22 protein-coding genes and 3 tRNA genes are annotated in these 25,307 nt (G+C 39.0%); 12 read left to right on the top strand and 13 right to left on the bottom strand.

Features of this window, described 5'->3' with window-relative positions; genetic code table 11:
- Positions 1–57: 57 nt before the first annotated feature.
- The gene (locus tag QLG01_RS16025) at positions 58–480 is read left to right on the top strand and encodes a hypothetical protein (protein ID WP_005307920.1); all 423 of its coding nucleotides are present in this window, start codon (positions 58–60) and stop codon (positions 478–480) included.
- A gap of 21 nt (positions 481–501) precedes the next feature.
- On the opposite strand, the gene QLG01_RS16020 is transcribed toward QLG01_RS16025, so the two are convergent.
- Both QLG01_RS16020 and folD read right to left on the bottom strand, forming a co-directional pair.
- The gene (locus QLG01_RS16020; protein WP_282496928.1) at positions 502–1,170 is read right to left on the bottom strand and encodes a 50S ribosomal protein L11 methyltransferase; all 669 of its coding nucleotides are present in this window, start codon (positions 1,168–1,170) and stop codon (positions 502–504) included.
- Between the two features lie 240 nt (positions 1,171–1,410).
- Positions 1,411–2,259, bottom strand: a complete 849-nt coding sequence (gene folD, locus QLG01_RS16015) for a bifunctional methylenetetrahydrofolate dehydrogenase/methenyltetrahydrofolate cyclohydrolase FolD (protein WP_003650084.1) — start codon at positions 2,257–2,259, stop codon at positions 1,411–1,413.
- Positions 2,260–2,411: 152 nt separating this feature from the next.
- Here folD and QLG01_RS16010 point away from each other — a divergent pair.
- Positions 2,412–2,485, top strand: a tRNA-Cys gene (locus tag QLG01_RS16010).
- 11 nt (positions 2,486–2,496) lie between these two features.
- Positions 2,497–2,582 (top strand) — tRNA-Leu (locus tag QLG01_RS16005).
- Between the two features lie 104 nt (positions 2,583–2,686).
- On the opposite strand, the gene QLG01_RS16000 is transcribed toward QLG01_RS16005, so the two are convergent.
- Positions 2,687–4,450 (bottom strand): alkaline phosphatase D family protein, encoded by a 1,764-nt coding sequence (locus QLG01_RS16000; protein ID WP_282496927.1) that lies wholly within the window; start codon positions 4,448–4,450, stop codon positions 2,687–2,689.
- 196 nt (positions 4,451–4,646) lie between these two features.
- Here QLG01_RS16000 and QLG01_RS15995 point away from each other — a divergent pair.
- Positions 4,647–4,732: transfer RNA gene (locus QLG01_RS15995), tRNA-Leu, on the top strand.
- A gap of 418 nt (positions 4,733–5,150) precedes the next feature.
- Here the strand turns inward: QLG01_RS15995 and QLG01_RS15990 are convergent.
- From QLG01_RS15990 to rlmE, 4 genes are all read right to left on the bottom strand, one after another.
- Positions 5,151–5,465, bottom strand: a complete 315-nt coding sequence (locus QLG01_RS15990; RefSeq protein ID WP_005307931.1) for a DUF5713 family protein — start codon at positions 5,463–5,465, stop codon at positions 5,151–5,153.
- Positions 5,466–5,598: 133 nt separating this feature from the next.
- Positions 5,599–6,450 carry a dihydropteroate synthase gene (gene folP, locus QLG01_RS15985; protein WP_282496926.1) on the bottom strand — a complete coding sequence of 284 codons (852 nt, stop codon included), beginning with the start codon at positions 6,448–6,450 and terminating at the stop codon, positions 5,599–5,601.
- A 135-nt stretch (positions 6,451–6,585) separates the two neighbouring features.
- Positions 6,586–8,481 carry an ATP-dependent zinc metalloprotease FtsH gene (ftsH, locus tag QLG01_RS15980; protein ID WP_034591375.1) on the bottom strand — a complete coding sequence of 632 codons (1,896 nt, stop codon included), beginning with the start codon at positions 8,479–8,481 and terminating at the stop codon, positions 6,586–6,588.
- Between the two features lie 133 nt (positions 8,482–8,614).
- Positions 8,615–9,265, bottom strand: a complete 651-nt coding sequence (gene rlmE / locus QLG01_RS15975; RefSeq protein WP_004790464.1) for a 23S rRNA (uridine(2552)-2'-O)-methyltransferase RlmE — start codon at positions 9,263–9,265, stop codon at positions 8,615–8,617.
- A 199-nt stretch (positions 9,266–9,464) separates the two neighbouring features.
- On the opposite strand from rlmE, the gene yhbY reads away from it, so the two are divergent.
- Positions 9,465–9,788: a ribosome assembly RNA-binding protein YhbY gene (yhbY, locus tag QLG01_RS15970; protein ID WP_004790462.1), complete on the top strand. Its 324-nt coding sequence runs from the start codon at positions 9,465–9,467 to the stop codon at positions 9,786–9,788.
- A gap of 16 nt (positions 9,789–9,804) precedes the next feature.
- Positions 9,805–10,341: a DOMON-like domain-containing protein gene (locus QLG01_RS15965; protein WP_004790459.1), complete on the top strand. Its 537-nt coding sequence runs from the start codon at positions 9,805–9,807 to the stop codon at positions 10,339–10,341.
- Positions 10,342–10,400: 59 nt separating this feature from the next.
- Here the strand turns inward: QLG01_RS15965 and QLG01_RS15960 are convergent, their stop codons facing one another.
- Both QLG01_RS15960 and QLG01_RS15955 read right to left on the bottom strand, forming a co-directional pair.
- Positions 10,401–10,988, bottom strand: a complete 588-nt coding sequence (locus QLG01_RS15960) for a hypothetical protein (protein WP_049837312.1) — start codon at positions 10,986–10,988, stop codon at positions 10,401–10,403.
- Between the two features lie 29 nt (positions 10,989–11,017).
- Entirely contained in the window at positions 11,018–11,176 is a 159-nt protein-coding gene (locus QLG01_RS15955; RefSeq protein ID WP_151989327.1) for a hypothetical protein, read from the bottom strand.
- 123 nt (positions 11,177–11,299) lie between these two features.
- On the opposite strand from QLG01_RS15955, the gene carA reads away from it, so the two are divergent.
- The 5 genes from carA (at position 11,300) to QLG01_RS15930 (ending at position 17,517) form a co-directional block, all read left to right on the top strand.
- Positions 11,300–12,439 (top strand): glutamine-hydrolyzing carbamoyl-phosphate synthase small subunit, encoded by a 1,140-nt coding sequence (gene carA, locus QLG01_RS15950; RefSeq protein ID WP_005307938.1) that lies wholly within the window; start codon positions 11,300–11,302, stop codon positions 12,437–12,439.
- A gap of 14 nt (positions 12,440–12,453) precedes the next feature.
- Positions 12,454–15,684, top strand: a complete 3,231-nt coding sequence (carB, locus tag QLG01_RS15945; RefSeq protein WP_004790453.1) for a carbamoyl-phosphate synthase large subunit — start codon at positions 12,454–12,456, stop codon at positions 15,682–15,684.
- Positions 15,685–15,772: 88 nt separating this feature from the next.
- Positions 15,773–16,249, top strand: coding sequence for a transcription elongation factor GreA (gene greA, locus QLG01_RS15940; RefSeq protein WP_005307940.1), 477 nt, complete (start codon positions 15,773–15,775; stop codon positions 16,247–16,249).
- A 74-nt stretch (positions 16,250–16,323) separates the two neighbouring features.
- The gene (locus tag QLG01_RS15935) at positions 16,324–16,956 is read left to right on the top strand and encodes a CatB-related O-acetyltransferase (protein WP_282496925.1); all 633 of its coding nucleotides are present in this window, start codon (positions 16,324–16,326) and stop codon (positions 16,954–16,956) included.
- Between the two features lie 123 nt (positions 16,957–17,079).
- Positions 17,080–17,517 carry a universal stress protein gene (locus QLG01_RS15930; protein WP_049837314.1) on the top strand — a complete coding sequence of 146 codons (438 nt, stop codon included), beginning with the start codon at positions 17,080–17,082 and terminating at the stop codon, positions 17,515–17,517.
- A gap of 71 nt (positions 17,518–17,588) precedes the next feature.
- On the opposite strand, the gene QLG01_RS15925 is transcribed toward QLG01_RS15930, so the two are convergent.
- A complete protein-coding gene (locus QLG01_RS15925) occupies positions 17,589–17,918 on the bottom strand; it encodes an MGMT family protein (protein WP_282497027.1) in 330 nt (109 codons plus the stop codon).
- An 81-nt stretch (positions 17,919–17,999) separates the two neighbouring features.
- Here QLG01_RS15925 and QLG01_RS15920 point away from each other — a divergent pair, with 81 nt between their 5' ends.
- Entirely contained in the window at positions 18,000–18,716 is a 717-nt protein-coding gene (locus QLG01_RS15920) for a metalloprotease (RefSeq protein WP_282496924.1), read from the top strand.
- A 5-nt stretch (positions 18,717–18,721) separates the two neighbouring features.
- On the opposite strand, the gene QLG01_RS15915 is transcribed toward QLG01_RS15920, so the two are convergent.
- The 3 genes from QLG01_RS15915 to QLG01_RS15905 all read right to left on the bottom strand — a co-directional run.
- Positions 18,722–20,452 (bottom strand): CapA family protein, encoded by a 1,731-nt coding sequence (locus QLG01_RS15915; RefSeq protein ID WP_282496923.1) that lies wholly within the window; start codon positions 20,450–20,452, stop codon positions 18,722–18,724.
- Positions 20,449–22,104, bottom strand: coding sequence for a poly alpha-glucosyltransferase (locus QLG01_RS15910; RefSeq protein ID WP_282496922.1), 1,656 nt, complete (start codon positions 22,102–22,104; stop codon positions 20,449–20,451). Before QLG01_RS15910 ends, QLG01_RS15915 begins: the two co-directional genes overlap by 4 nt.
- 144 nt (positions 22,105–22,248) lie before the next feature.
- Positions 22,249–25,307, bottom strand: a 3,059-nt coding sequence (locus QLG01_RS15905) for a BapA/Bap/LapF family large adhesin (protein ID WP_282496921.1), incomplete at its 5' end; no start/stop codon positions are given.

Raw genomic sequence — 25,307 nt, 5'->3', positions numbered from 1 at the left:
CCCAACAATCGCTGTGTTTTATGAGATACTAGAGATAAGAATATAAGGATGATACTGATGAATAGAAGTATTTTATGTTTGGCATTAAGCAGTATGTTTGTTTTAACCGCTTGTCAGACCACCCCTCGACAATACAATGGTTCAACTGGCTACCAGATTGAAAACCAAACAAAAACTTCGGCAACTTTAGCTTACACATTGGCTAGCCGCACTAATCAGCAGTTAGATGAACGTAAATTGCAACGTGCTTGTCAAAATGTATTAGGCGCTCAAAAAGTTTATAAATTATCAGTTCTAAGCATTAATGAGATTTCAAACCCAGCTCAACAAGAACATTATGGTGTTCAATTGGGTGAAACTCGTGCCTCATTTGGTTTATCGAATACGCCTAGTTTAAACAATGGCGAAGACTATGCAACTCGCCAAGCGCTTGAAGCACGTCCAAGTACATTAAAAGTAGTTCGTTATACTTGCTCATAATATAAATAAGACGCTGTTCTTTTACAGCGTCTTATAAAAACTTACATTTCTAAACTCTTTAGCTTCATCAAGATCTGGCCATGTCGATGCACTTCTTTCATCAATTTTTTGATATTTTGGATGACTAAAGTTTTTAACACGACTATCTGCGACCCAAACCTCTGGCGAAAATTTCAAAAATTCATCTAAAAAGAAACGATTGCACTGGTCATACAACACATCAGCAGCTAATAAAACATCAACTTGCTCTGCTTTATATAAATCGTCTAGATATTCTAGCTCAACATCATTCAACAAAGCATTTTCACGGCAGGCAGCAAGACTAACTTGATCAATATCACAACAAATTACTCTTTTAGCACCAGCCATTTTAGCTGCAATTGCGACTACGCCCGAACCTGCACCAAAATCTAGAACAACTTTATTTTTAACATGATGAGGCTCTGCAAGTAACCACTGCGCCATTGCTAAACCAGATGCCCAGCAAAAAATCCAATATGGCGTGTCATTCCAGATACGGCGAATAACCTCATCATCTAAGCGATCGGTTGGGAAAACGGGTGGAATCAACCACAAGGAAACAGGCGTCCCTGGTAACTGTTGTACCATCAACTCACAATGAGGAATAACTTCATGCAAGGCTTGAAGTAAATGTTCAGGGGCTTTGGCAAATTGAAAGGTGCAGCTCATAAATAAGCTCAAAAAATTATAATTACTATTTGATCATCTACATCGCGAGCAAGACTAAAACAGCGGCTTATAACATGATAGCGTTTAGTTACTAAAAAATACGTTAGTTCAATTCCAATGTATTAATTACAGCAACCGTTTTGGTCTTGCCTAGCTTCGCTACTCATCCCGAAAGAAAAGTAACATACGTGCTCCTAACATTTACACTAAACAGTAGGACGCCGTCGTGAATAAATTAAATTAACCTAAAGCTTTTTCAGCAGCTTCTACAGTTTGACGAATCAAAGTTGTAATTGTCATTGGACCTACACCACCTGGTACTGGCGTGTAAGCAGAAGCTATTTCTTCAATACCTTGTAGCTGAATGTCGCCTACACCACCGCCATCACGTGGATGGAAACCAGCATCAACAACTACTGCACCTTGTTTAATCCAGTCTTTTTGGATGAGTTCAGCTTTACCTACAGCACCAACAATAATGTCAGCTTGTTTCACAAGCTCAGGTAAATTTTGAGTACGTGAATGACAAATCGTTACTGTTGCATTCGCTTGCAATAGCATCATTGCCATTGGTTTACCTAAAATTGCTGAACGACCAACCACAACCGCATGTTTACCAGCAATTTCAATGTTGTTTTCTTTTAAAATGGTCATAATGCCCGCAGGAGTTGCTGAACCATATGCAGCTTCGCCCATAGCCATACGGCCAAAACCAAGACAAGTTACACCATCAACATCTTTAGCTAATGAGATTGCATCAAAACATGCGCGCTCATCAATTTGTGCAGGAACGGGATGTTGTAGAAGAATACCGTGAACATCTGGATTAGCATTTAGCTTTTCGATTTCAGCTAATAATTGTTCTGTTGTAGTTTCTTGTGATAACTCAATTTTTAAAGAATCCATGCCTACTCGACGGCAAGCATTTCCTTTCATGCGTACATAAGTTGCAGATGCGCCATCATCCCCAACCAAAATAGTCGCTAAAATTGGGGTACGACCTGTTTTAGCTTTTAAAGCTTCAACACGTACTGACAAATTTTCTTCAATTTGCTTTGCTAATGCACGACCGTCTAAAACCAATGCCACAGCACATCTCCAAGGTAGACATGAATTTAATGTGCCAATAATACATGATTATTTGGACAAATTTATTCTAGATGTTGCTTTTATGTTCATCTTATCTCAAAACAGTATTGTTTTTTTTCTAAAGGTTGCTAATATGTGCATCACCAAATGTAGGCGGGGTGGCAGAGTGGTCATGCAGCGGACTGCAACTCCGTGGACGCCGGTTCGATTCCGACCTCCGCCTCCAAATTTGGTAAAGCCCGGGTGGTGAAATAGGTAGACACAGGGGATTTAAAATCCCCCGCCCACAAAGCGTGCCGGTTCGAGTCCGGCCCCGGGCACCATTTTCTAGTATAGAAATTGGTGCAATAAAAAACCCAGCGTAAGCTGGTTTTTTTATGCCTATAAAAAAGGATGCTTATTAGCACCCCCTCTCCACTCGATCTATTTAAGCAGTTTTTTGCTTATCTTTTTCAGGTGTTAAATTCGCATCTAACACCAATTGATAGTGTCGACTTGAATCTACTTTATATTCTGCATTTTTAATTGAATCCACAAAAATCCAATCCGATTGCACTTGCGTATCATCGAGCGTAACGACCAAATAACCGCGTTGATTTAAATTACAATACGTCAATTCATCGATAAGTGTAGTAAAGGCAAATTCAAACTTTTGCAACTGATCCAAAGGAATACTTAAATATTTTTCAAGACCCGGTGAAGAAACTGAGCTTGTCGCCAGTTCAACACCGACATACTTCCTTTTTTGGCTATACAGGTAAGATGTCCATGCATTATGGGTATCGCCAGCCAAAACAATAATTTTCTTATTAAACTCTGCTAATTTATCATACACAAACTCTCGCTCAGCATAGTACCCATCCCAAGCATCGAGATTATATGGAACTAAAGTTGTGACTCGCGCTTTTTCTTGAACAGTTAAAGTTGGATCACCCTGCTCTAATCGTAATTTCAATGTGACTAATTCTGTAATTTGCGCATTCATTTTAGCTAACGCATCTGGCGAAGTTCCGCCTGAAGTAATTTGCCCCAGAGAAACCAATAACTCAGCAGGAATCCACATTTTACTCATTAAGACTTGCTGACCAATCACATTCCATGTTGCTGTAGATTGCTTTAATTTATCAACCAACCAATCTCTTTGTGTGAGTCCCATTAAAGTACGCTTTGAATCTGTTAAATCAGCCTGAAATTTTTGAGCGTCTAAACCAGAAGCTGTCATATAGTCCTTATATTCAAGCTGTTCATCTCGCGCAATAATGCGTGTATCTAGCATTGTTAGTTGTACAAGTGACCCAAAATTAAACTGACGATAAATATTTAGATGATCAGTGTTAGAAACAGGGCGAATTGGCATCCATTCAAAATAAGCCTGTAGAGCAGCTAACTTACGATCAGAAAAAGATCCTTCATTATCTTGATGGTTTTCCGCACCATCACGCCAAGTATCATTTGCTAACTCATGGTCATCCCAAATTACAATGAAAGGATGACGTTGATGAACTGCCTGCAAGTCTTTATCCTGACGATATAGCGCATAACGTTTGCGATAATCTTCTAGTTTAATAATTTCTTTATTATTATCAGATGGCAAAGTACGGCCCAATTTTTCGGCATCTTCTGTCGCATATCCATCAGCGCCATATTCATAAATGTAATCTCCCAAATGAATGACTACGTCCACATTCTGTTTTGCTATTTCACGATAAACATAGAAGTAACCCGCAGGATAGTTAGAACAAGAACATACTGCAAAGCTGACCTTATTGGTACTTACAGGCAAAGTTTTAGTTTGACCCACAGGTGAAGTTTTATTACCAAAATGGAAACGGTAATAATAAATGGTATCCGTCTGTAGACCTGTTGCATCTACTTTCACGGTGAAATCATCTGTCTTAGTCGTTTGAACCACGCCAGTCTTCAAGTTCAGCTTAAACTGGTCATCGGTAGCAATTTCCCAAGTCACATTAAGGCGCGCACTAAGATCTACCGGTGTTAAACGCGTCCATAAAATTACTTTATCCTGCAAAGGGTCGCCGCTCGCAACTCCATGTAAAAAATCTGCTTGTGCCTCCGAACTTTCTTCATCGGAACCATCATTACAACCCGAAAAAGCTACCGGCAAAGATAGCGCCCCAAAACCGAACAGACTTTTTTGAATTAATTCTCGGCGTGAAATTTTCTCTGACATAAAATTACCTAAGTTTTAAGCAATGAGTGTCTTAAAGTTAAGTAGATAAGATGAACAACTGATCTCAGTTTAATGAACAAATCATGACATAAATTGGTTAATTTATATAAACACGAACAAGAACTGATTGAAAATAAAGCAAACTCTCTGGTTTTCTCTTGCCAATCGCGCACTTGTCCTCTATTATTGCGCACATGCCCGGGTGGTGAAATAGGTAGACACAGGGGATTTAAAATCCCCCGCCCACAAAGCGTGCCGGTTCGAGTCCGGCCCCGGGCACCATTTTCAAATATTGAATTTGGTGCTACAAAGAATCCAGCGTAAGCTGGTTTTTTTATGCCTAATTAAAATGAATTGTATGATAAGAATATTATTACTTCTAGTTAGCACTCTCCCCTTAACAAAGGTTCATGCTACAGATCTTTTTTCTAGCACTGTTTATTTCAGAGATAACCATTAGTATTTTTCAGGTTACTCTATCATCAAAGATGATTATTTAGTTAAAGCATCCAAATAGATAATAGATAAATTCAAAGCATTAGAACGAAAAATAGAAACTTATTGGATCACTTTATTAATAGGCGCCAACTCTCAAGAGAATGGTGTTTTAGTTTTAAAAACTAAAGAACTAGATGAAATTCATTTAAAAGCATCTTGTCATTTATTAGATGCATTTGAAGGTATTGTGAATCGAGAGTAATCACCACTCTCGATTCATCACCAGCTCTTCCATTTCAAGGTCTAAATATCCTGCATCCTGTGCCACCATCATCATTGCTTCAGCAATATAGTCAGCAGCACTATCATCCAAGGAAGAATCTAGATCTTCGAACTGAGGTTTCATTTCATTGATTTCAATTACAGTTTGATGAGCATATCGATAAATATCCTGATCAGCTAAAGCAGGCTTCTGAACTTTTTTGGCAAATTGTTCAATTAACTGCTTGAGTTCAGCGACTAAAATATCTGGATAATACTCATCATCAAACATTGGGAGAAGTAAGTCTTCGAACATACAAAAGTTTACACAGCAGCAGAAACTTGCCGCTTATAACATATTTTCAAAACAATAACGACAATTTTCCCTGACTCAATCATCTAACCCATGAAATTAATCAATCATAGTCTGATTATAAAAGCCTATTTTTTTAAGCTTGTTTCATCGCTTTCCAAACAAGAATTGTATCATGCATGGCTTTTACATCATGTGCACGAACAATTGACGCTCCTTGCTGAATACTAAGCAAATGCCCCGTAACACTTCCTACCGCACGCTGATCTGCAGCTACGCCGTGTAAAGCTTCGCCAATAAAACGTTTACGAGAAAGACCCGATAAAATTGGATAACCCATTTCACTAAGCTTCCAAAATTCATTTAACAGTCTTAAATTTTGCTGCGCATTTTTTGCAAAACCAAATCCTGGATCAATAATAATATTCTGTTTTTTTACACCTGCAGTTAAAGCCTCTTCAACGCGCTGCTGAAGCTCTTGCATTACATCCAATGTCACATTCGTATATTGATCTAGCTGATTCATTGTGGTGGGCTCACCACGCATATGCATGATCACCACAGGGATATCCAACTCTACTGCCGTTTTTAAAGCATTTGGTCGAGTAAGCGCACGTACATCATTCCAAATATGAGCACCCGCTTCTTTTGCTACACGGATAACATCTGGCTGACTCGTATCAATTGATAGAATCACATCATGTTTAGCTAAAGCTGCAACTACAGGTACAACTCTTCTAATTTCTTCTTCTACACTTACCTCAGATGCCCCCGGACGAGTAGATTCCCCACCAATATCAATAATGGTAGCACCCTGCTCTATCATGACTAGCGCATGTGCAATAGCTTGATCCACTTGATTATGTTTTCCACCATCACTAAAAGAATCTGGCGTGACATTTAAAATACCCATAACATGAGGCTGTGATAAATCCAACTGAAGCTGCCCACATTGTAGAATTTGCTGAGGTAAAGGCATTAACTGCATGACAAGCTCCAATTTAGTATTCGGCAACATTTTAACAAGACTCTGATCAATATACTGCTGATTTCTTTTCGGCTTTGTCTGAAATACATGCATAAAAAAAGAGCCACATGACTGTGGCTCTTTTGCTTAACTCATTTAGTTCATTGCTGGTAATGGTGGTGGTGTAGATGGACCATCTTTTGGTGGTTCAAATGCAGCCACTGGATTTTCAGCAACATACACCTTAGGTGGTTGCGGTTCACGGCCTTCCATAATGTCACGAATTTGATCACGATCAATGGTTTCCCATTCCATCAAAGCTTTTACCATTGCATGGGCAATATCTTTATTACCTTCTAAGATATTACGTGCAACTTTATATTGCTCATCAAGAATACGACGCACTTCTTCATCAACTAACTGTTGAGTTGCTTCAGAAATCGTACGGCTTCCTACATTTCCAAAGAAACCATTTTGGTTTTCATCTTCGTAAACCATTACGCCCATTTTGTCAGACATACCGTACTTAGTAACCATTGCACGCGCCATTTTAGTAGCTCGCTCAAAGTCGTTTGAAGCACCAGTAGATTGCTGTTGGATAAACACTTCCTCAGCAATACGACCACCAAACAAAATCGCAATTTCATTTAGCATCTTGTCTTTATAATGGCTAATCTGGTCTTGTTCAGGTAACTGCCAAGTTACACCCAAAGCCCAACCACGTGGCATGATCGTTACTTTATGAACAGGATCTGTACCAGGCAAAATCTCTGCAACAATTGCATGACCAGCTTCATGATAAGCAGTTGCACGACGCTCTTCTTCACGTAGAACCATCGACTTACGCTCTGGACCCATGTAGATTTTGTCTTTTGCATCTTCAAAGTCATGCATGTCGACCGTATTCTTATTACGGCGTGCAGCAAATAATGCAGCTTCGTTAACAAGGTTAGCCAACTGTGCACCAGAGAAACCTGGCGTACCACGTGCTAACACTTTCATGTCCACACCTGTAACTGAAGGTAATTTTTTCAAATGTACATTCAGAATTTGCTCACGACCACGAATATCCGGTAAACCAACCATTACTTGACGGTCAAAACGACCTGGACGTAATAATGCTTTATCAAGCACATCAACACGGTTAGTTGCAGCAATAACGATTACGCCTTCATTACCTTCAAAACCATCCATTTCCACAAGCATCTGGTTTAAGGTTTGTTCACGCTCATCATGACCACCACCTGTACCCGAACCACGGTGACGACCAACAGCATCAATCTCATCGATAAAGATGATACATGGCGCGTGACGTTTCGCTTGCTCAAACATATCACGGACACGGGACGCACCCACACCCACGAACATTTCTACAAAGTCAGAACCTGAAATGCTGAAGAAAGGAACTTTCGCTTCACCAGCAATTGCTTTAGCTAATAATGTTTTACCAGTACCCGGAGGACCAACCATAAGTACGCCACGAGGAATAGTCGCGCCCAAACGTTTGAATTTTGCAGGGTCTTTTAAGAAATCAACAATTTCAACAACTTCTTGTTTTGCTTCATCACAGCCGGCGACGTCAGAAAAATTGACTTTGATTTGGTCTTCAGAAAGCATTTTTGCCTTCGATTTACCAAAACTCATCGGTCCATTCTTTCCGCCTGCACCACCACCCATGTTACGCATAAAGAACATGAATAACAAAATGATTAACAGTACAGGGAAACTAGCAATGAGAAGTTGCATCAAAATGCCTTGACGTTGTGGAGCTGTTCCCTCAACAACAACATTTTGTTTATTTAAGCTTGGCATAAGCTCAGTGTCTTCAACTTGCGGACGAACAGTTTCAAACTGTGATCCGTTAGTTTTTTCACCATTAATATTTAAACCGTCAATTGTGACTTGCTTAATTTGGCCACTATTCACCGCTGCAACGAAATCTGAATATTTCATCGCAGTAGGCTTGTTGCGGTCACTGATATTACTGAAAATTAAAATCAGAACACCAAGTATTATTAGCCACAATACGGCATTCTTGAAGTAATCGCTCAAAGCTTTATTCCCATATCGATCTAATTTGATCATGCCCAATCTTGGCCGATCGTCATAAAAGCAGCAACTGTATTGCTTGCGGATAACCTAAAAGTACAAAATGCACAATTTTTAGGAGCTTGGCAAGTAAACTTTATTGCAATGCTTTCTTACGCCCTTGTCCAACCAAAAAAACTTCTTTAGATCGTGCACGAGAAGCTGCTGGTTTTACTGTTTTTAACACATCAAAACTATCAACTACTTGTTTACGAAACTCATCAAATCCTGCACCTTGGAACACTTTAACCACAAGTTGTCCATTAGGACCAAGAACCTTTTGAGCAAAATCTAAAGCCAGTTCACATAAGTAAATCTGTCTAGGTTGATCAACAGCCCTATTACCAGATGTATTGGGGGCCATATCAGAAATTACAATGTCTACTTGTCGCCCATTTAAAATATTTAACAATTTTTCAAATACATCTTCTTCTCTAAAGTCGCCTTGTAAGAAAGTGACATCAGGCAAAGCATCCATAGGCAAAATATCGGAAGCAATCACTAAACCTTTGCTACCAACAAGTTTCCCTGCGATTTGAGACCAACTACCAGGAGCCGCACCCAAATCTACTACCGTCATGCCTGGCTTGATCAGCTTATATTTTTCTTGAATTTCAAGAAGTTTATAGGCCGCTCGAGCACGATACCCTTCCTTTTGAGCTTTTTTAACAAAAGGATCGTCTAGATGTTCTCTCATCCACGCACGACTACTTTTCGACAATTTCTGGTTTGTAATGCGTGTTGCCATAACTCACTAAATATCAAAAAAACTTCTGATCGTTCATTGTACGTGAAAATTACTCTCATTACAGTACGGATGTAGCGTAATCTCACTAAGTTTTACAGTTTTTTTCCAATAATGTTGATCGATTATTTATACAGTTTTTCGTACATCTGGATTTAAGTTTTTTGCTATACTAAGCCGTTTTTAAAATCAGGTATTTTTAATGGCCGCTTTATCTATCCATGAACGTAAACGTTTACGTCAAATTGGTCATGTGCTTAATCCAGTTGTCATGATTGGTGGACAAGGCTTAACAGACGCAGTAATCGAAGAAACGCTTCGTGCTTTAAACGACCATGAGCTTATTAAAGTTAAGATTGCTGGTGAAGACCGTGAAGCGCGTACTGCAACAATTGAAGCAATTGTAGAAGCAACTGGTGCAGAAGCTGTGCAAAAAATTGGTAAAATTGTTTTGCTTTACAAAAAAGCAGCTAAACAAAACCAGCATTTGTCTAATCTTGTTCGTCACGCTCACTTAGCAAACTAATTTAATTTGACAAACTATGGCAAGTTACGAACTTTCAGCTTTTGATCGTTTTCATGCTGTTTCCGTTGTTGGCGCAATTGAACAGCAAGCACCCTATACTTTAAATATCGGTTTTTGGATTCGTGATCCAAATCAACTTATTATATGGCCTCAAGAAGTCGCGGCTCATCCTCGTCAAGATTTTTTGTGGGAAGAAACTTGTTTCGAAATTTTTGTTGGCGTGCATGATGAAGATTATTATCGGGAGATTAATCTTTCCCCTTCTCAAGCATGGCAGTCATATCAGTTTGAAGAATACCGCTATCCAGAAAGTATACCTCCCCTTGCTGCTTACGATATTGAACTGAATCATCTCAAGCGTACTCACTATGGCTTAAATGTTAGTCTCGATTTAGGGCAATTTATGCAACAGCATCGCTTGAAATGGGCAAACCTTTATTTAGGTTTAACTACAGTTTTAAAAACCAAAGAAGGTATGCAGTACTATGCAATGCAGCATAGTGGAAAAAGTGCAGATTTCCATAATAAACGTGACTGGTTACATCAGTTCTAAAAATAAAAAAGCGAGAAATTAATTCTCGCTTTTTTATAGCTAGACCAAAGCAGTGATCATTAATTGTCTCGTGCTTTATTCCAAGCTTCAACTGCATTATTTTTAGTACGTTTAATACTTTCACTTAGAGAATCTTTGTGTTTCAAAGAAATCTGGCTAATATCACCTTTAAGCTCTTTGCTCACTTTTGTTAAATCTTCAATAAGCGCATTAATTTCTGCTTTCAAAGCATTTTTAAGATCAGATAACCCTTCTTGCGAAGTACTAAACTGAGCCTTAATCACATCAAGACGTTGTAAAATATCTTGTTTAATTTGGACAAATTGATTTTGAATATTTTTATTTAACTCGTGAGTTTCAGCTTCAATTTTCTCTTGAGCCTCACTTAAAACTTCTTGGACTTGTTCTTGAGTTTCAGCAATCGCCTCTTTTACCTGAGCTTTTGCTTCAGTAGCAACTTCTTTAACTTGCTCAGTTTTTTCAGCAACAGTTTCTTTTACCTGTGCAGTTTTAGCGGTTACTGTTTTTTTAGCCTTAGTTGTAGTTGCAGCTATGGTTTCTTTCACTTCATTGACCTCAGCTTTGACTGATTCAACTACTGCTTGAGTTTTTTCACTCACTTCTTTTGAAACTTCATTATTGCTCATACTATTTCCTCATATTGTTTATTTTTTAACTAGCAATACAATAAATCCAGTTCAAAGAATTCTCCTTGCAAATTGTTAGACAATTTATCAAAAGTATCTGATTCAGATGAGTGGATAATTTTTTTATAAAAAGCAAGCAATGAATTATATTTTTTAGCAGAAAATAAATAGACTTTTAGGGGTTCCATGCGTATAATGCGCTGTTAAGTTACAAGCGGGCAGACCGATAGGGAGGGCATGTTTTATCCAAACATCGCCGATCTTTTTTGGGTCTACTCGCTTTTTTACAGCCGAAATTCAGGAGCTTTGGTTTGAGCATCCCCGCCATTTTAGCCCTCGCAGATGGAACGATCTTTAAAGGAACGTCAATCGGCGCAACGGGAAGTACGACTGGAGAAGTCGTTTTTAACACAGCCATGACTGGCTATCAAGAAATTTTGACTGACCCAAGTTATGCACAACAAATTGTGACATTAACTTACCCTCATATTGGTAACACTGGTTGTAACGCGGAAGACGTTGAATCTGGTCGTATCCATAAAGTATGGGCGAATGGTTTAATTATTCGTGACCTTCCTCTACTACACAGTAACTTCCGTGCTGAGCAGTCGCTGAGCGAATATCTGCAAGAACACAATGTTGTTGCAATCGCAGATATTGATACGCGTAAATTAACACGTATTTTACGTCAGACTGGTGCACAAAACGGATGCATCCTTGCTGGTGAAAATATTACTGAAGAAGAAGCAATTGCAAAAGCTCGTGCTTTTGGTGGCTTAAATGGCTTAGACCTTGCAAAAGAATGTTGTGATCCAACTGGTTTTGAATGGTCTGAAGGTTCATGGACTCTAGGTCAAGGCTTCTCTCAACCTGAATTAAAATATCATGTAGTTGCATACGATTACGGTGTCAAAACCAACATCTTACGTATGCTTGCAGACCGCGGTTGCAAATTAACCGTTGTACCTGCAGAAACTCCGGCTGAAAAAGTATTGGCACTTAATCCGGATGGCGTATTCCTTTCAAATGGTCCTGGCGATCCAGCTGCTTGTGATTACGCAATCGAAGCTGTAAAAACTATTGTTGAAACCACAACATTACCTGTATTTGGTATTTGCTTAGGCCACCAAATCTTGGCACTCGCTTCTGGTGCAAAAACTGTAAAAATGAACCATGGTCACCACGGTGCTAACCATCCTGTACAAAATCTTGAAGATGGTACAGTGATGATTACTTCACAGAACCATGGTTTCGCTGTAGATGCAGAAACTTTACCGGCTAACTTAAAAGCAACGCATAAATCATTGTTCGATGGCACCTTACAAGGTATCCACCGCACAGACAAACCAGCTTTCAGCTTCCAAGGTCACCCTGAAGCAAGTCCTGGTCCACATGATTGTGCACCTTTGTTCGATCATTTCATCGAACTTATCGAAGCATCTAAACAGTAATTACGGAGCGAATAATGCCTAAACGTACGGATATTAAAAGCATCTTAATTATTGGTGCTGGCCCGATTGTGATTGGACAGGCATGTGAGTTTGACTACTCAGGTGCTCAAGCATGTAAAGCTCTTCGTGAAGAAGGCTATCGTGTTATTTTGGTTAACTCTAACCCAGCGACCATCATGACAGATCCTTCAATGGCTGATGCAACTTATATTGAGCCGATTACTTGGCAAACAGTTGCACAGATTATTGAAAAAGAACGTCCAGATGCAGTATTACCAACGATGGGTGGTCAAACTGCATTGAACTGTGCTCTTGCGCTTGATGAGCATGGCGTTCTTGAAAAATATAATGTTGAATTAATTGGCGCAAGCAAAGAAGCGATTGAGAAAGCCGAAGATCGTAAACTCTTCGATATCGCTATGCGTAAAATTGGATTGGAATGTCCAAAAGCTGCCATTGCTGAAACAATGGAAGAAGCTTTAGCAATCCAGTCACGCTTTGGTTTCCCAGTAATTATCCGTCCATCATTTACAATGGGTGGTTCGGGCGGTGGTATTGCATATAACCGCGAAGAATTCCTTGAAATTTGTGAACGTGGTTTTGACCTCTCTCCTACTCACCAGTTATTGATTGATGAATCTTTAATTGGCTGGAAAGAATACGAAATGGAAGTTGTTCGTGACAAAAACGACAACTGTATTATCGTATGTGCGATCGAAAACTTTGACCCAATGGGCGTTCACACGGGTGACTCAATTACCGTTGCTCCTGCTCAGACATTAACAGACAAAGAATATCAATTGATGCGTAATGCTTCGGTTGCAGTTCTTCGTGAAATTGGTGTTGAAACAGGTGGTTCTAACGTTCAGTTCGGTATTAACCCGAAAGATGGACGTATGGTTGTTATTGAGATGAACCCACGTGTATCACGTTCATCTGCTCTTGCTTCTAAAGCAACAGGTTTCCCAATCGCAAAAATCGCAGCAAAACTTGCTGTTGGTTATACCCTTGATGAATTGAAAAATGACATCACTGGTGGCGTGACTCCTGCAAGCTTCGAACCATCGATTGACTATGTTGTAACGAAGATTCCTCGTTTTAACTTCGAGAAATTCCCACAAGCAGAACCAGTTCTTACCACTCAGATGAAATCTGTTGGTGAAGTCATGGCAATTGGCCGTAACTTCCAAGAATCTGTACAAAAAGCATTACGTGGTCTTGAAGTTGGTGTAAGCGGTTTTGATGAAAAAATCGAAGCTGGCGCAACAAATGCAAAAGAAACCATTTTAAAAGAGCTTAAAGTTCCAGGCCCTGAGCGTATCTGGTATGTAGCAGATGCTTTCCGTCATGGTTTCTCTTTAGATGAAGTGTTTGAAGCAACCAAAATTGACCGTTGGTTCCTCATTCAAATTCAAGACATCGTTAAAACTGAAGCTGAAGTAAAAGCTTTAGGTTTTGGTGACTTAAACGCTGACAATATCCGTGCTTTCAAACGCAAAGGTTTGTCTGACCTTCGTATTGCGCACCTCATGGGTATTTCACAAAAGCAATTCCGTAAACAACGTTGGAACTTGGGTGTTTATCCAGTTTACAAACGTGTTGATACATGTGCTGCCGAGTTTGAATCTGGTACTGCATACATGTATTCAACTTACGATGAAGAATGTGAAGCAAATCCATCAAATCGTGACAAGATCATGGTCATTGGTGGTGGTCCAAACCGTATTGGTCAAGGTATCGAATTTGACTACTGCTGTGTACACGCTGCATTAGCTATGCGTGAAGATGGTTATGAAACAATCATGGTTAACTGTAACCCTGAAACTGTTTCTACTGACTACGACACATCAGATCGTTTGTACTTCGAACCTGTAACACTTGAAGATGTACTTGAAATCGTACGTACAGAGAAGCCAAAAGGCGTGATCGTACAGTACGGTGGTCAAACACCTCTTAAATTGGCACGTGCTTTAGAAGAAGCTGGTACACCAATTATTGGTACATCACCAGATGCAATTGACCGTGCAGAAGACCGTGAACGTTTCCAGCAAATGATCCAACGTTTACAGCTTCGTCAACCAAACAACAGCATTGTAAAATCTGCTGAAGAAGGTATCTCTGAAGCTGCGAAAGTAGGTTATCCGTTAGTTGTTCGTCCATCTTATGTATTAGGTGGTCGTGCGATGGAAATCGTATACAACGAAGAAGAACTTAAACGTTACCTTCGTGAAGCAGTTCAGGCATCTAACGAAGCCCCTGTTCTTCTTGACCGTTTCCTAGATGATGCAACTGAAGTTGATGTTGACTGTGTATCTGACGGTAAAGATGTTGTGATCGGCGGTATCATGCAGCACATCGAACAAGCAGGTATTCACTCAGGTGACTCAGCATGTTCAATTCCTCCTTATTCTTTATCTAAAGAAATTCAGGATGAAATGCGTCGTCAAACTGTTGCGATGGCAAAAGAACTTGGTGTGGTTGGTTTAATGAACGTTCAGTTCGCAGTTAAAGGCGATGATGTTTACGTTCTTGAAGTTAACCCACGTGCTTCACGTACAGTTCCATTCGTATCGAAATGTATTGGTGATTCTTTAGCAAAAGTAGCTGCACGTTGTATGGCTGGTCAATCTCTTGAATCTCAAGGGTTTACTAAAGAAATCATTCCAACACACTTTGCTGTGAAAGAAGCTGTTTTCCCATTCGCTAAATTCCAAGGCGTAGACCCAATGCTTGGACCTGAGATGAAGTCTACAGGTGAAGTAATGGGCGTTGGTAAAACATTTGGTGAAGCATTCTATAAAGCTGTTTTAGGCTCAAATGATCGCTTACCAGGTTTACCAACTGAAGGCGAAGTCAAACATGCTTTCTTATCTGTACGTGAATCTGACAAGAAATATATTGCAGATATCGCTAAGAAATTAGCTGCATATGGCTTCAAGCTTATTGCAACAGGTGGTACATACCAAGTGCTTAAAGAAGCAGGTTTAGAATGTGAATCTGTGAATAAAGTGACTGAAGGTCGTCCACATATTGTTGACCGCTTGAAAAATGGTGAAATACACCTTATTGTCAATACCACTGAAGGTAAACAAGCTCAATATGACTCTGCAATGATTCGTCGTGCTGCCCTACAAGGCAAAGTGTATTACACAACGACTATCAATGGTGCAGAAGCTGTTTGCCAAGCTTTTGATGTGAAATTGCCAATGGATGTATACCGCTTGCAAGATTTAACTGTAGGTTAATTTGTTACCGATAAGTCCCGTCACCTTATCGGTGGCGGGATTTTTTCATTTTTTTTAACTGTGTTTTCTCAAATTAAGAGGGACCAAAATGCAACGCTATCCAATGACCCCTGAAGGTAAAATTGCCTTAGAGAAAGAATTACAACATTTAAAATCTGTTGAACGTCCACGTATTATTCAAGCTATTGCAGAAGCACGTGAACATGGCGACTTAAAGGAAAATGCTGAATATCATGCTGCACGTGAACAGCAAGGTTTCTGTGAAGGCCGTATTCAGGATATCGAAGGTAAATTAGGCGCTGCTCAAGAAATTGATGTTAAAACACTTGAGCAAAATGGCCGTGTTGTTTTTGGTGTAACAGTAACAATTGAAAATCTTGATACTGAAGAACGTAAAACTTATAAAATTGTTGGCGATGACGAAGCAGATTTTAAAATTAATAAAATCTCGGTGAACTCACCAATCGCACGTGGTCTTTTGAGTAAGAGTGAAGGCGATGAAGTAAAAATCGTGACTCCTCAAGGCGAAGTCGAATATGAAATCGTAAGTGTAGAATATCTCTAAGATAATGCACAACTAGCCCCTCTTTATGAGGGGTTTTTATTCAATATCATTGATATATTTTTGGGAAATCACACATGGATAACTCTTTAATTAACACACCAGTTCGTCATTGGTGTGAGTTTGAATTTATCCATAAAACTGTTAAAAACCCGAATATCCATATTAAAGGTAATTACTCATATTATTCAGCCTATTGGGATCAAGGTTTTGAACGTTGTGTCGTGCGTTACTTACATGATAAAGCCTCGACACCTGATAAACCAATTGATCAACTTCATATTGGCAATTTTGTTTGCTTTGGCGCTGAATGCGTCATTATGATGGGTGGCAACCAACTTCATAGACCAGACTGGATTTCAACTTTCCCTTTTGATACCCGTAGTTTTTTAGCAGCTGGTGATACTGTAATTGCAGATGGATGCTGGATTGGTAGTCGTGCAATGATTATGCAAGGGGTCAAACTTGGTGAAGGTGCAGTGGTTGCAACCGGAGCTGTGGTTACTAAAGATGTTCCACCCTATGCAATTGTAGGTGGCGTGCCTGCGAAAATTATTAAATATCGTTTTCCACAAGAACAAATCGATAAACTGCTTGCTTTAAAACTCTATGATTTGGATGAGAAGCAAATTTTGAAAATACGCGAATATTTACAAACTGAAGATATAGATGCTTTATCTAGACATATAGAAAATTTGCGGAATCTATAAAAATATATCTACAAAAATTTGTTGGTATAAACTCACAAATGATTACGTGCTTGAATTTAAATCGTCAAAAAATAAGTATAAAGTATTGAATATATAAGCATCATTACAATAAGGAAAACACTCATGTTATATCAACATATTCTTGTACCAATTGACGGTTCTGAAACTTCTTTAATTGCCATGAAAGAGGCAATCAAACTGGGAAAAGCGTTAAATAGCAAAATTACGGTTGTGCAAGTTATGGCTCTTGATCCGTTTATTGCTGACGCCTATGTAAAAACTGGTCAAACGAATGATTTAATTGAACGGACAAGAACCTATTTACTCGATATTTTAGAACACGCAAAACAAGAATTTGCCGATGAAGGCATTACTGTCGAAACCAAACTACTTGAAGGTTTTGTTGTACATGAAGAGATTATTCAGGCTGCTCAAGACTTAAATGCAGATCTGATTGTTATGGGTTCTCATGGCCGTACAGGGGTCCGAAAACTTGTACTTGGTAGTGTTGCACAAAAGGTCTTAGGTGAAAGTCATATTCCTGTTTTAATTGTTCGATAATTTCAATATTGCCTATTTTGTTAATTTTAATAATTTAGGCAATGATTTTAAAAATAGCATTTCTAGGGTCGTTAAGGCTGCCAAGCAAATTGCTTTAAGTTTACTTTACCATTTAACAAATAGACTCCTTCAGCTTCTAGCTTTAACTGCTGAACATTTTCACCTTTGTCATTAAATTTGCTTAGGCTAATTTTGCCTTGAGAATTAATAACCCGATACCAAGGGACTTGATGATCTGCTTCAAGATGTTTCAAAACATAGCCAACTAATCTCGCATGTTTAGGTAACCCTGCCATACGAGCCACTTGCCCATAAGTTGCGACTTTTCCGTAAGGAATCAAAGCAATGACTTCTAAAATATGCCGATGTAGTTCATACTGAGTTGTCAAAATGGACTCCATAAAAATTGACATAATTCATATCATATAAAAATTTTTGACTAAAACTAAATGCAATCCAAGGTGGGCTTGAGGGAAATCTGCATGAAAAAAATATTATTGGTGGTTACTGGGACTTTACTTTGCGCTTCTTGTACTACTCGCCCTCCTATTCCTTCAGGAGAAGTACCTAAAGTATCAATAGATGGCCGCCCTATCGTTCCTGTCACATTCGTTTTTACCACTAATTCTCCAGAAGCTACAAAGTTTGATAATTACCAACAGATGCGTAAAGAAATCAAAATATTAAATAAATATTATGTAGATGATAAAAATAATAAGATTTTTAAATTCAAATTACACCGTTATATCCCTTACGAAGAGTTTTCAAAATTACATTGCGATTTAAAACAGCAGATCAATCAACCCTACCCGATCTCTACTGAAACTATTCCTGCCAGTGTAAATACCTGTTTTCCTAAAAGAACTGCCAGCAAGGAAGTCATCGTTTTTATTTATGATGCCTATTCGACTAAATGGAAATTTGAAGATGTAACAAGTAGAGCATTTCGTAATAATGGTAAACCTTTTGTTTTATTAGATTGGAACCGACTCAATTATAATATTCAGGCTGGCAGCGTACACGAAATGGGGCATGTGTTTGGTCTAAAACATGTCTGTGCGCCTAATGCCACAAAACGCACACCAACCAACATCATGGCGAGTGCTGAATGTAAACGTGGTAGCGGTGGACTTAGAAATTTAGGTTTTACATCGGTCCAACTTCAAACAATTTTAGAAAATTACCAACGTTATCCATAAAAATTTTAAAAACTCATTTCGATGAAAAAACCTAAATCATCTTGTGCCGCATAATAATTTTCAGGGGGCAGTAATGAAGTCATATAACTGCTGGCCTCTGAATAGTCGTCCTCATTGACTGGATACGGCTGCCAAAATGTTTTCAAATTATTGGTATAGATTGGATATAAACGCAGTCGATCTTTTGACAAATCTAGCCGGGCAATACATCCATACGGCAAAGCATTTTGCTCTGTATATTCACCATTGCTATTAAAAACCGCATTGCCAATACCAAATACCACAGGCTTTTGATTAATCACTTTAATTGGTTGGATGGTATGAGCTCCATGACCGATAACGAGGTCCGCACCAGCTTGAGTCAGAATATCAGCAAGCTTGCTCTGCTCTTTTGTAATTGGCTTAAAATCGATACCCCAATGAGAAATAACAATAACTTTATGCTCAGGGTTAGTCTGCTTATAACGACCTATTTGTTCAAGCAAAACCCCATTTAGACATGCAACTCCACTCTTAGGACCTAAGGCATAAAAATCATAATCTAGATAGGCAGTGTCTCTGTGCCAATAGCCGTTAAAAATAGTGTAATGCTTGTTATTAAAAGTGATTTCAAAGTAGTTATGGGCTTCTTTTTGATTTGTGCCTGCACCGATATAAGAAATATTGGCCTGATCAAATTGTTGTAATGTATAAGCTAACCCAGGATCACCATAGTCTTTTAAATGGTTATTTGCCAATACCACATGGTTAAGGTGAATATTTTTGAACGCTGCTAATGTTTGTTCGGCATCAGCTTTAAGAATAAATGGTTTTTTATGTACTAAAGGAGATTTGGTTTCTAAAGCAAAGACAGCTTCAAAGTTAGCAATATTTAGGTCATGTTCCCCTAAAAAGGCTTTTATTTTATCAAATGGATAGTCATACCCATATTGCTGCAGAGCATCCATTTGTCCTCTCGCCTTACGCTTTTCAGTGTAGATTTCCCCGAAATAAGTATCCCCCAAAATGTTAATAATGCCGCTTGGGGTGGAGCAACTTTTAGGTCTTACAGTCAGTGCTTGAAAACAGTGATAATAAGGAATTAAGTGCTCAGCACGATGAATATCATCTAAAAAAGAAAAGAAACCGATAGTCTGGTTTTCCTCAAAGAATGTCAGATAAATTTTTCTAAATGAATTTGTAAGAGATAAAACCTCTACTACATTCTGTGCCATTAATAGAGTCTGTGGTAGATAAGACTTTCCTTTAAAATTCAGCTCTTTTATAAAGAATAGTTTTCTGATTTCAGCTGGATGGCTATAAATATTTTTAACTAATAAAAACAAATGTTTTAACTGGTTTTGTGTACTTCCTTTTTTCAAATTTAAATTATAGGTAGCAGCTCTTTTTGACAAAATTAAGTAGGCTTGCTCATGTGTACCGCAGAGCATATTGCTTAAAGCATCTTTCACATCTGATGCTTGGGTGAAAATTAGCAACTGCAATAGTTCAATGAAGTTGTAATGTTCCGAGGGTTTTAAGCCTAGATTTTGCTGACCTAATTGCTCAGATAGATGTTCAGGGACAACATAGTCATCTTGAGCTTGTACACTTTTTTGCTGAAATTGCTCTAATGCGTAGTCGATTAGCAGTAGCGTTGAAATATCATCGTCAAATTCGAATTGCCATAAAGCTTCATCGAAACTTGTCGTATCGATATGCGCTAATAACTTGATTTCAACAGGCTGATATTTCATGGCTCATCACCTTTGTAATCTTTAACGTAAGCAATGTAACCCGATAAGTTGTGTTCTTGATCATCAATCCGTACTCGAAAACGATCATGGCGAATATAAAACGCATGTAAAATTTTATCTGGCCGAGCCATATACATCGCCATTTCCGCATAAAAAAATCCTGTAGTTTGGAAATCAGCTCTAAACTCAATTAGCTTTTGAAGCTCAGACATATAAGCCTGCTCAAAAAGTGCTGTCCGCCCCTGCTCTTTTAAACGGTTCACCATTTTATAAGCAGCCATTAGCATTTCTAATAAAGTTGCATATGTTGTTTTTCGATTTTTAATAAAGATAAAATGTTTTAAATAATTATTTAAACCAAAAATAAAATATTTATCTTCAGGGCATATTTTAGTGAGCTCATTTGTACAATAACTTAACCAATGATCATGGTATTTTTCATATCTCTTTTCAATAAAACACTCAAACATTAATTTAACGGTTTCTAATAATCTAGAATCTTCGTTAGTTTGATATAAACGTAATAATGCTAAAGCAGCTTCACCATCATAATAAATAATTCTAAATTTCTCTTTTAAATCATAATCTGGATAATTTAATACATGAGTTGTTGAGCCATTTGAATCGACTAATTTTAAAATACCATTTGCTAGTTTTTCTGCATATTTTTGATAATCCGCTTTTTGAGTAATTTCTTGATATTTAGTTAACATTAAAATAGCGGCCGCATTGGCGCCTAATTTGATTTCGAACTCCCCTTCTTTACCATCAATCATAAAGGCTGTTTCTGAGTCTTTTTCTTTATAAAAGTTGGTCAGTGCATAGTGAATGGCAGCATGTATTTTGGGCCAATATTCTAGCTTGTTCTGCACTTCAAAAGTTTCTAGTAAGGCATATACCGAGGTACAGTGACGTACCGTATTGTAGTTACGAATATCCCGATCATAGGCAGAAAAATAACCATAAATAAATTTGCCATTTTCTTGAATCTGGTCATGAAGAAACGCCGAATTTTGCTCAATTATATGCTGAAAATGCTGTTTTTTATTGCTTGAAATTCCTCTAATTCCATTTACATCATAACCACTCGCTAAGTTAATAAATTCCTCATTTTCATAAAATGCTGCGTAGGTATCAAAAGTCCAAATGTCTTGCAACTCTTGTAATTTAATCTGTGGTTTTGGAGCGTTATATTTTTGCTTAATTGCATAATTTAGGTTTGTTTCATCAAAAAAGTTTGGTTTGTCGTAGCTCAAGCCTCGAATGATTGCTTTTCCATAAATCTCTTGCTCAAGAAAAGCCACTGAACAGTGTTCATCAAAACCAATCCCTTTACGGTAGTGGTTGTTGTGAAATTGATGGTGAACCTGCTGTGCTACTTCCTTCCAAGCTTGTCTTGTTAAGTTATATGCCACATCAATTTTTATATAATCAGCAAGTGGTTCATGTGCAAACTGGTTATTAATAAAATCTAATAATTGTTTTTTAGCCTGCTCTAAATTTGTTTTCTCACTTTGCCAGACACTACATCTTTGGTCTTTAGAGCCATAAGATAAAAATAAAATAATATCCTGTTTAAGACTCGGAACGTGCTGAATAACTTGTTCTAACCAAAGGTTCATTTGTCTTTGGAATTTTAAAAATGCCGTCACTCGAATTTAGTCCCTATTCGTTAATTTTTGTTCTATAAAATTTTCAATACATCATAGCACGGACAAACTAAAAGCTAGATTAACGTATTGTTTAAACATAAAAAAAGAGCCCGAAGGCTCTTTTTTTATTTGGTTAATTATCTATTAATAGATAATTTGACCATTAGCAAGCAACTCTGCCTCACTAGTCGTAACACCTTGTAAAACCAACAGATTCGTAAAGTTATTTGTAGGTAGAATCACCCCAGTTAATCCATCACGGTCAATCTGAATTGTTGTATTACCACCACTTACAACGACATTGAGATATTGTCCAATAGTAGCATCTGTTTGAGCTCCATCGAGTAATCCTCTGATATCAATCAAATCAGCTTGCTGATCTGTAGCAACATTACCCACATGGAAGTTAGTCCAAGTATCTACACCATTACCACCTGTATTACCACCATTACCTATAGCAACGTTATTTAATACATGATAAATGAGAGTATCTGAACCAGCCCCAATCGTGCCAGTATCTGTATTGAACGTATCATTTCCTGATGTGCTAATTACATGAGTATTGTAATCAGAAGTAGTCAGATTAACTGTCAATGACGATAAAGACTCGGCGCCATTCGCTGCCACCAACTTATAGTTAATGGTATCGGTTGGATTCGTTAATGTTAATGATGAAGTATTGGCACGGTAATCATAGTCACCATTTGAATTGATCACAAATGTACCATTCGCAGTAGTGATAGATTGTCCAGTAGCCTCAACATATACACCAGGACTTGTTTCAACATAGAGTTTGACACCATCAGCAGTAAAGATACCACTGTCTGCAACTCCACCTATTGTGTCACCATGGACAATGTTTCCATGAATCCAGTCAGATGAATAATTGTTCAAGTGAGTTGTAGTGGTCGTTACTTGAGTATCCAATGTGGTTACACCAAGTGTAATCGCTGTCAACGTATATTGAACACGGTATGTACCTGCTTCCAAGTGTAGAACGGAATCTTGGAAAGCTACAGTCCCGAGACTAATACCACCCACGCTCGCAAGTGCTGTCGCCGAACCAGTATAAGTAGTATCAACCCATACTCCACCAACAAATTGCTGAACAACATAGCTCACTGTTGGTAATGCACTCAACAATGGTTGGTTAGCATAAGTTGCTGCTACCTGTACATCTACTAATTCTCCAGCCCCAACGGTGAAAGTATTAGAAATTACAGAAGTCGAACCAATCAAGTTGATTGTTATGTTCGGACTTGGAACATCTACAGGTGTATCAGTTGAGTTACTAAAATCAACCGTTGCAACAGCTTGGTCTGCATTGGCAACGATTTGAGTCGTACCATCCGTTCCAGGACTAGCAGTATTCCAAGTAATGCTGACATCAGGTGATCCAATTTGTATGTGCAATACCGCTGTACTAGTACCACCTGATACAGGATCAGTAATCGTGTAAGTGAAGCTATCTACTTTACCAATGTTTGCAGCATTAGCAGTTGGTGTATAGCTATATGAACCATTTGCAGAGATAGTAAGTGTTCCATAAGCTCCTATTACTGGGGTTGAAGAACCAATAGATGTTGGTATTGCACCTACTTGCTCACCCACAACAGTAGACACAACTGTTGTTCCTGTAATTGTATCTGGCACATATGAAGGACCATATATAGTTGAATCATCATCAGTAAGCACATTACCGCTCACTGTTGCTGCACTATATGTAGGTACTACTGTGTGATTATAGTCATCGCGAACCACACTCATTGTGCCTAACAATCCTACACCAACACCGGTATAGACCATAAACGCTCTATAAGAACCACTTGCCAAGTCTGTGATAGTCGCACCGAATCCATTACCACCGAGTATTCCGACGTTAATTAATCCCGTACTAGCATCACCTGCAACATTCTGCCACGAACCATCTGGTGCTTGTTTTTGTAACACTATTTTATAGTCGTTAAGCAAAGACAAACTTAGTAAAGCGCCATAGCTAATCGTTGCGTCTGAAGTATGTCCAGCAGCAATACTGAAGCTCACACTCGGGGTACCTAGAAGCGATACGTTGAGACCCTCAGTTACGCCTATCAATGCTAGATAGGTTGCAGAACCAGCATTAATACCCGTTGTAGTTAATGGAACAATATCAATTGCCACACTATCTACATTGTCATGTGCAGTAATTGTTGGCACAAGAACAAGACCAGCAAGGTTAGCGCCAGTACCCAGGTTACCTGCAAGGTCAGTATAGGTGTTATTTGCAACACTGATGCTCGGTGCTGTTGCACTGCCATCTTGAGTGAAGGTCGCTGTCCAGGTCACACCACCATCTGCTGTGGTCAAGCCAGTAAGCGTACCACCTGCCAAGGTCACATCTGTTGCATCAAAGCCAGTTACTGCTTCACTGAATGTGAAGGTTACTGTGGTGCTTTCACCTACAGACAGGTTAAGGTCAGTTGCACTGATCGCAAGCGTCGGTGCAACAATATCTGCCACTAAACCAGCCAATGCCGCACCAGTACCTAGGTTACCTGCAAGGTCAGTATAGGTGTTATTTGCAACACTGATGCTCGGTGCTGTTGCACTGCCATCTTGAGTGAAGGTCGCTGTCCAGGTCACACCACCATCTGCTGTGGTCAAGCCAGTAAGCGTACCACCTGCCAAGGTTACATCTGTTGCATCAAAGCCAGTTACTGCTTCACTGAATGTGAAGGTTACTGTGGTGCTTTCACCAAGAGCAAGATTCAGGTCTGTTGCACTGATCGCAAGCGTCGGTGCTACCACATCTGAAGTCAAGCCAGTAAGGTTAGCGCCAGTACCCAAGTTGCCAGCAAGGTCAGTATAAGTGTTATCCGCCACACTGATGCTCGGTGCTGTTGCACTGCCATCTTGAGTGAAGGTCGCTGTCCAGGTCACACCACCATCTGCTGTGGTCAAGCCAGTAAGCGTACCACCTGCCAAGGTCACATCTGTTGCATCAAAGCCAGTTACTGCTTCACTGAATGTGAAGGTTACTGTGGTGCTTTCACCAAGAGCAAGATTCAGGTCTGTTGCACTGATCGCAAGCGTCGGTGCTACCACATCTGAAGTCAAGCCAGTAAGGTTAGCGCCAGTACCTAGGTTACCTGCAAGGTCAGTATAAGTGTTATCCGCCACACTGATGCTCGGTGCTGTTGCACTGCCATCTTGAGTGAAGGTCG

It is taken from the genome of Acinetobacter sp. V89_4, from assembly GCF_029967875.1.
Classification (GTDB): Bacteria; Pseudomonadota; Gammaproteobacteria; order Pseudomonadales; family Moraxellaceae; genus Acinetobacter; species Acinetobacter oleivorans.
Note: the sequence above shows the minus strand (reverse complement) of the source record. Positions and strands in the feature narration are given on the sequence as shown.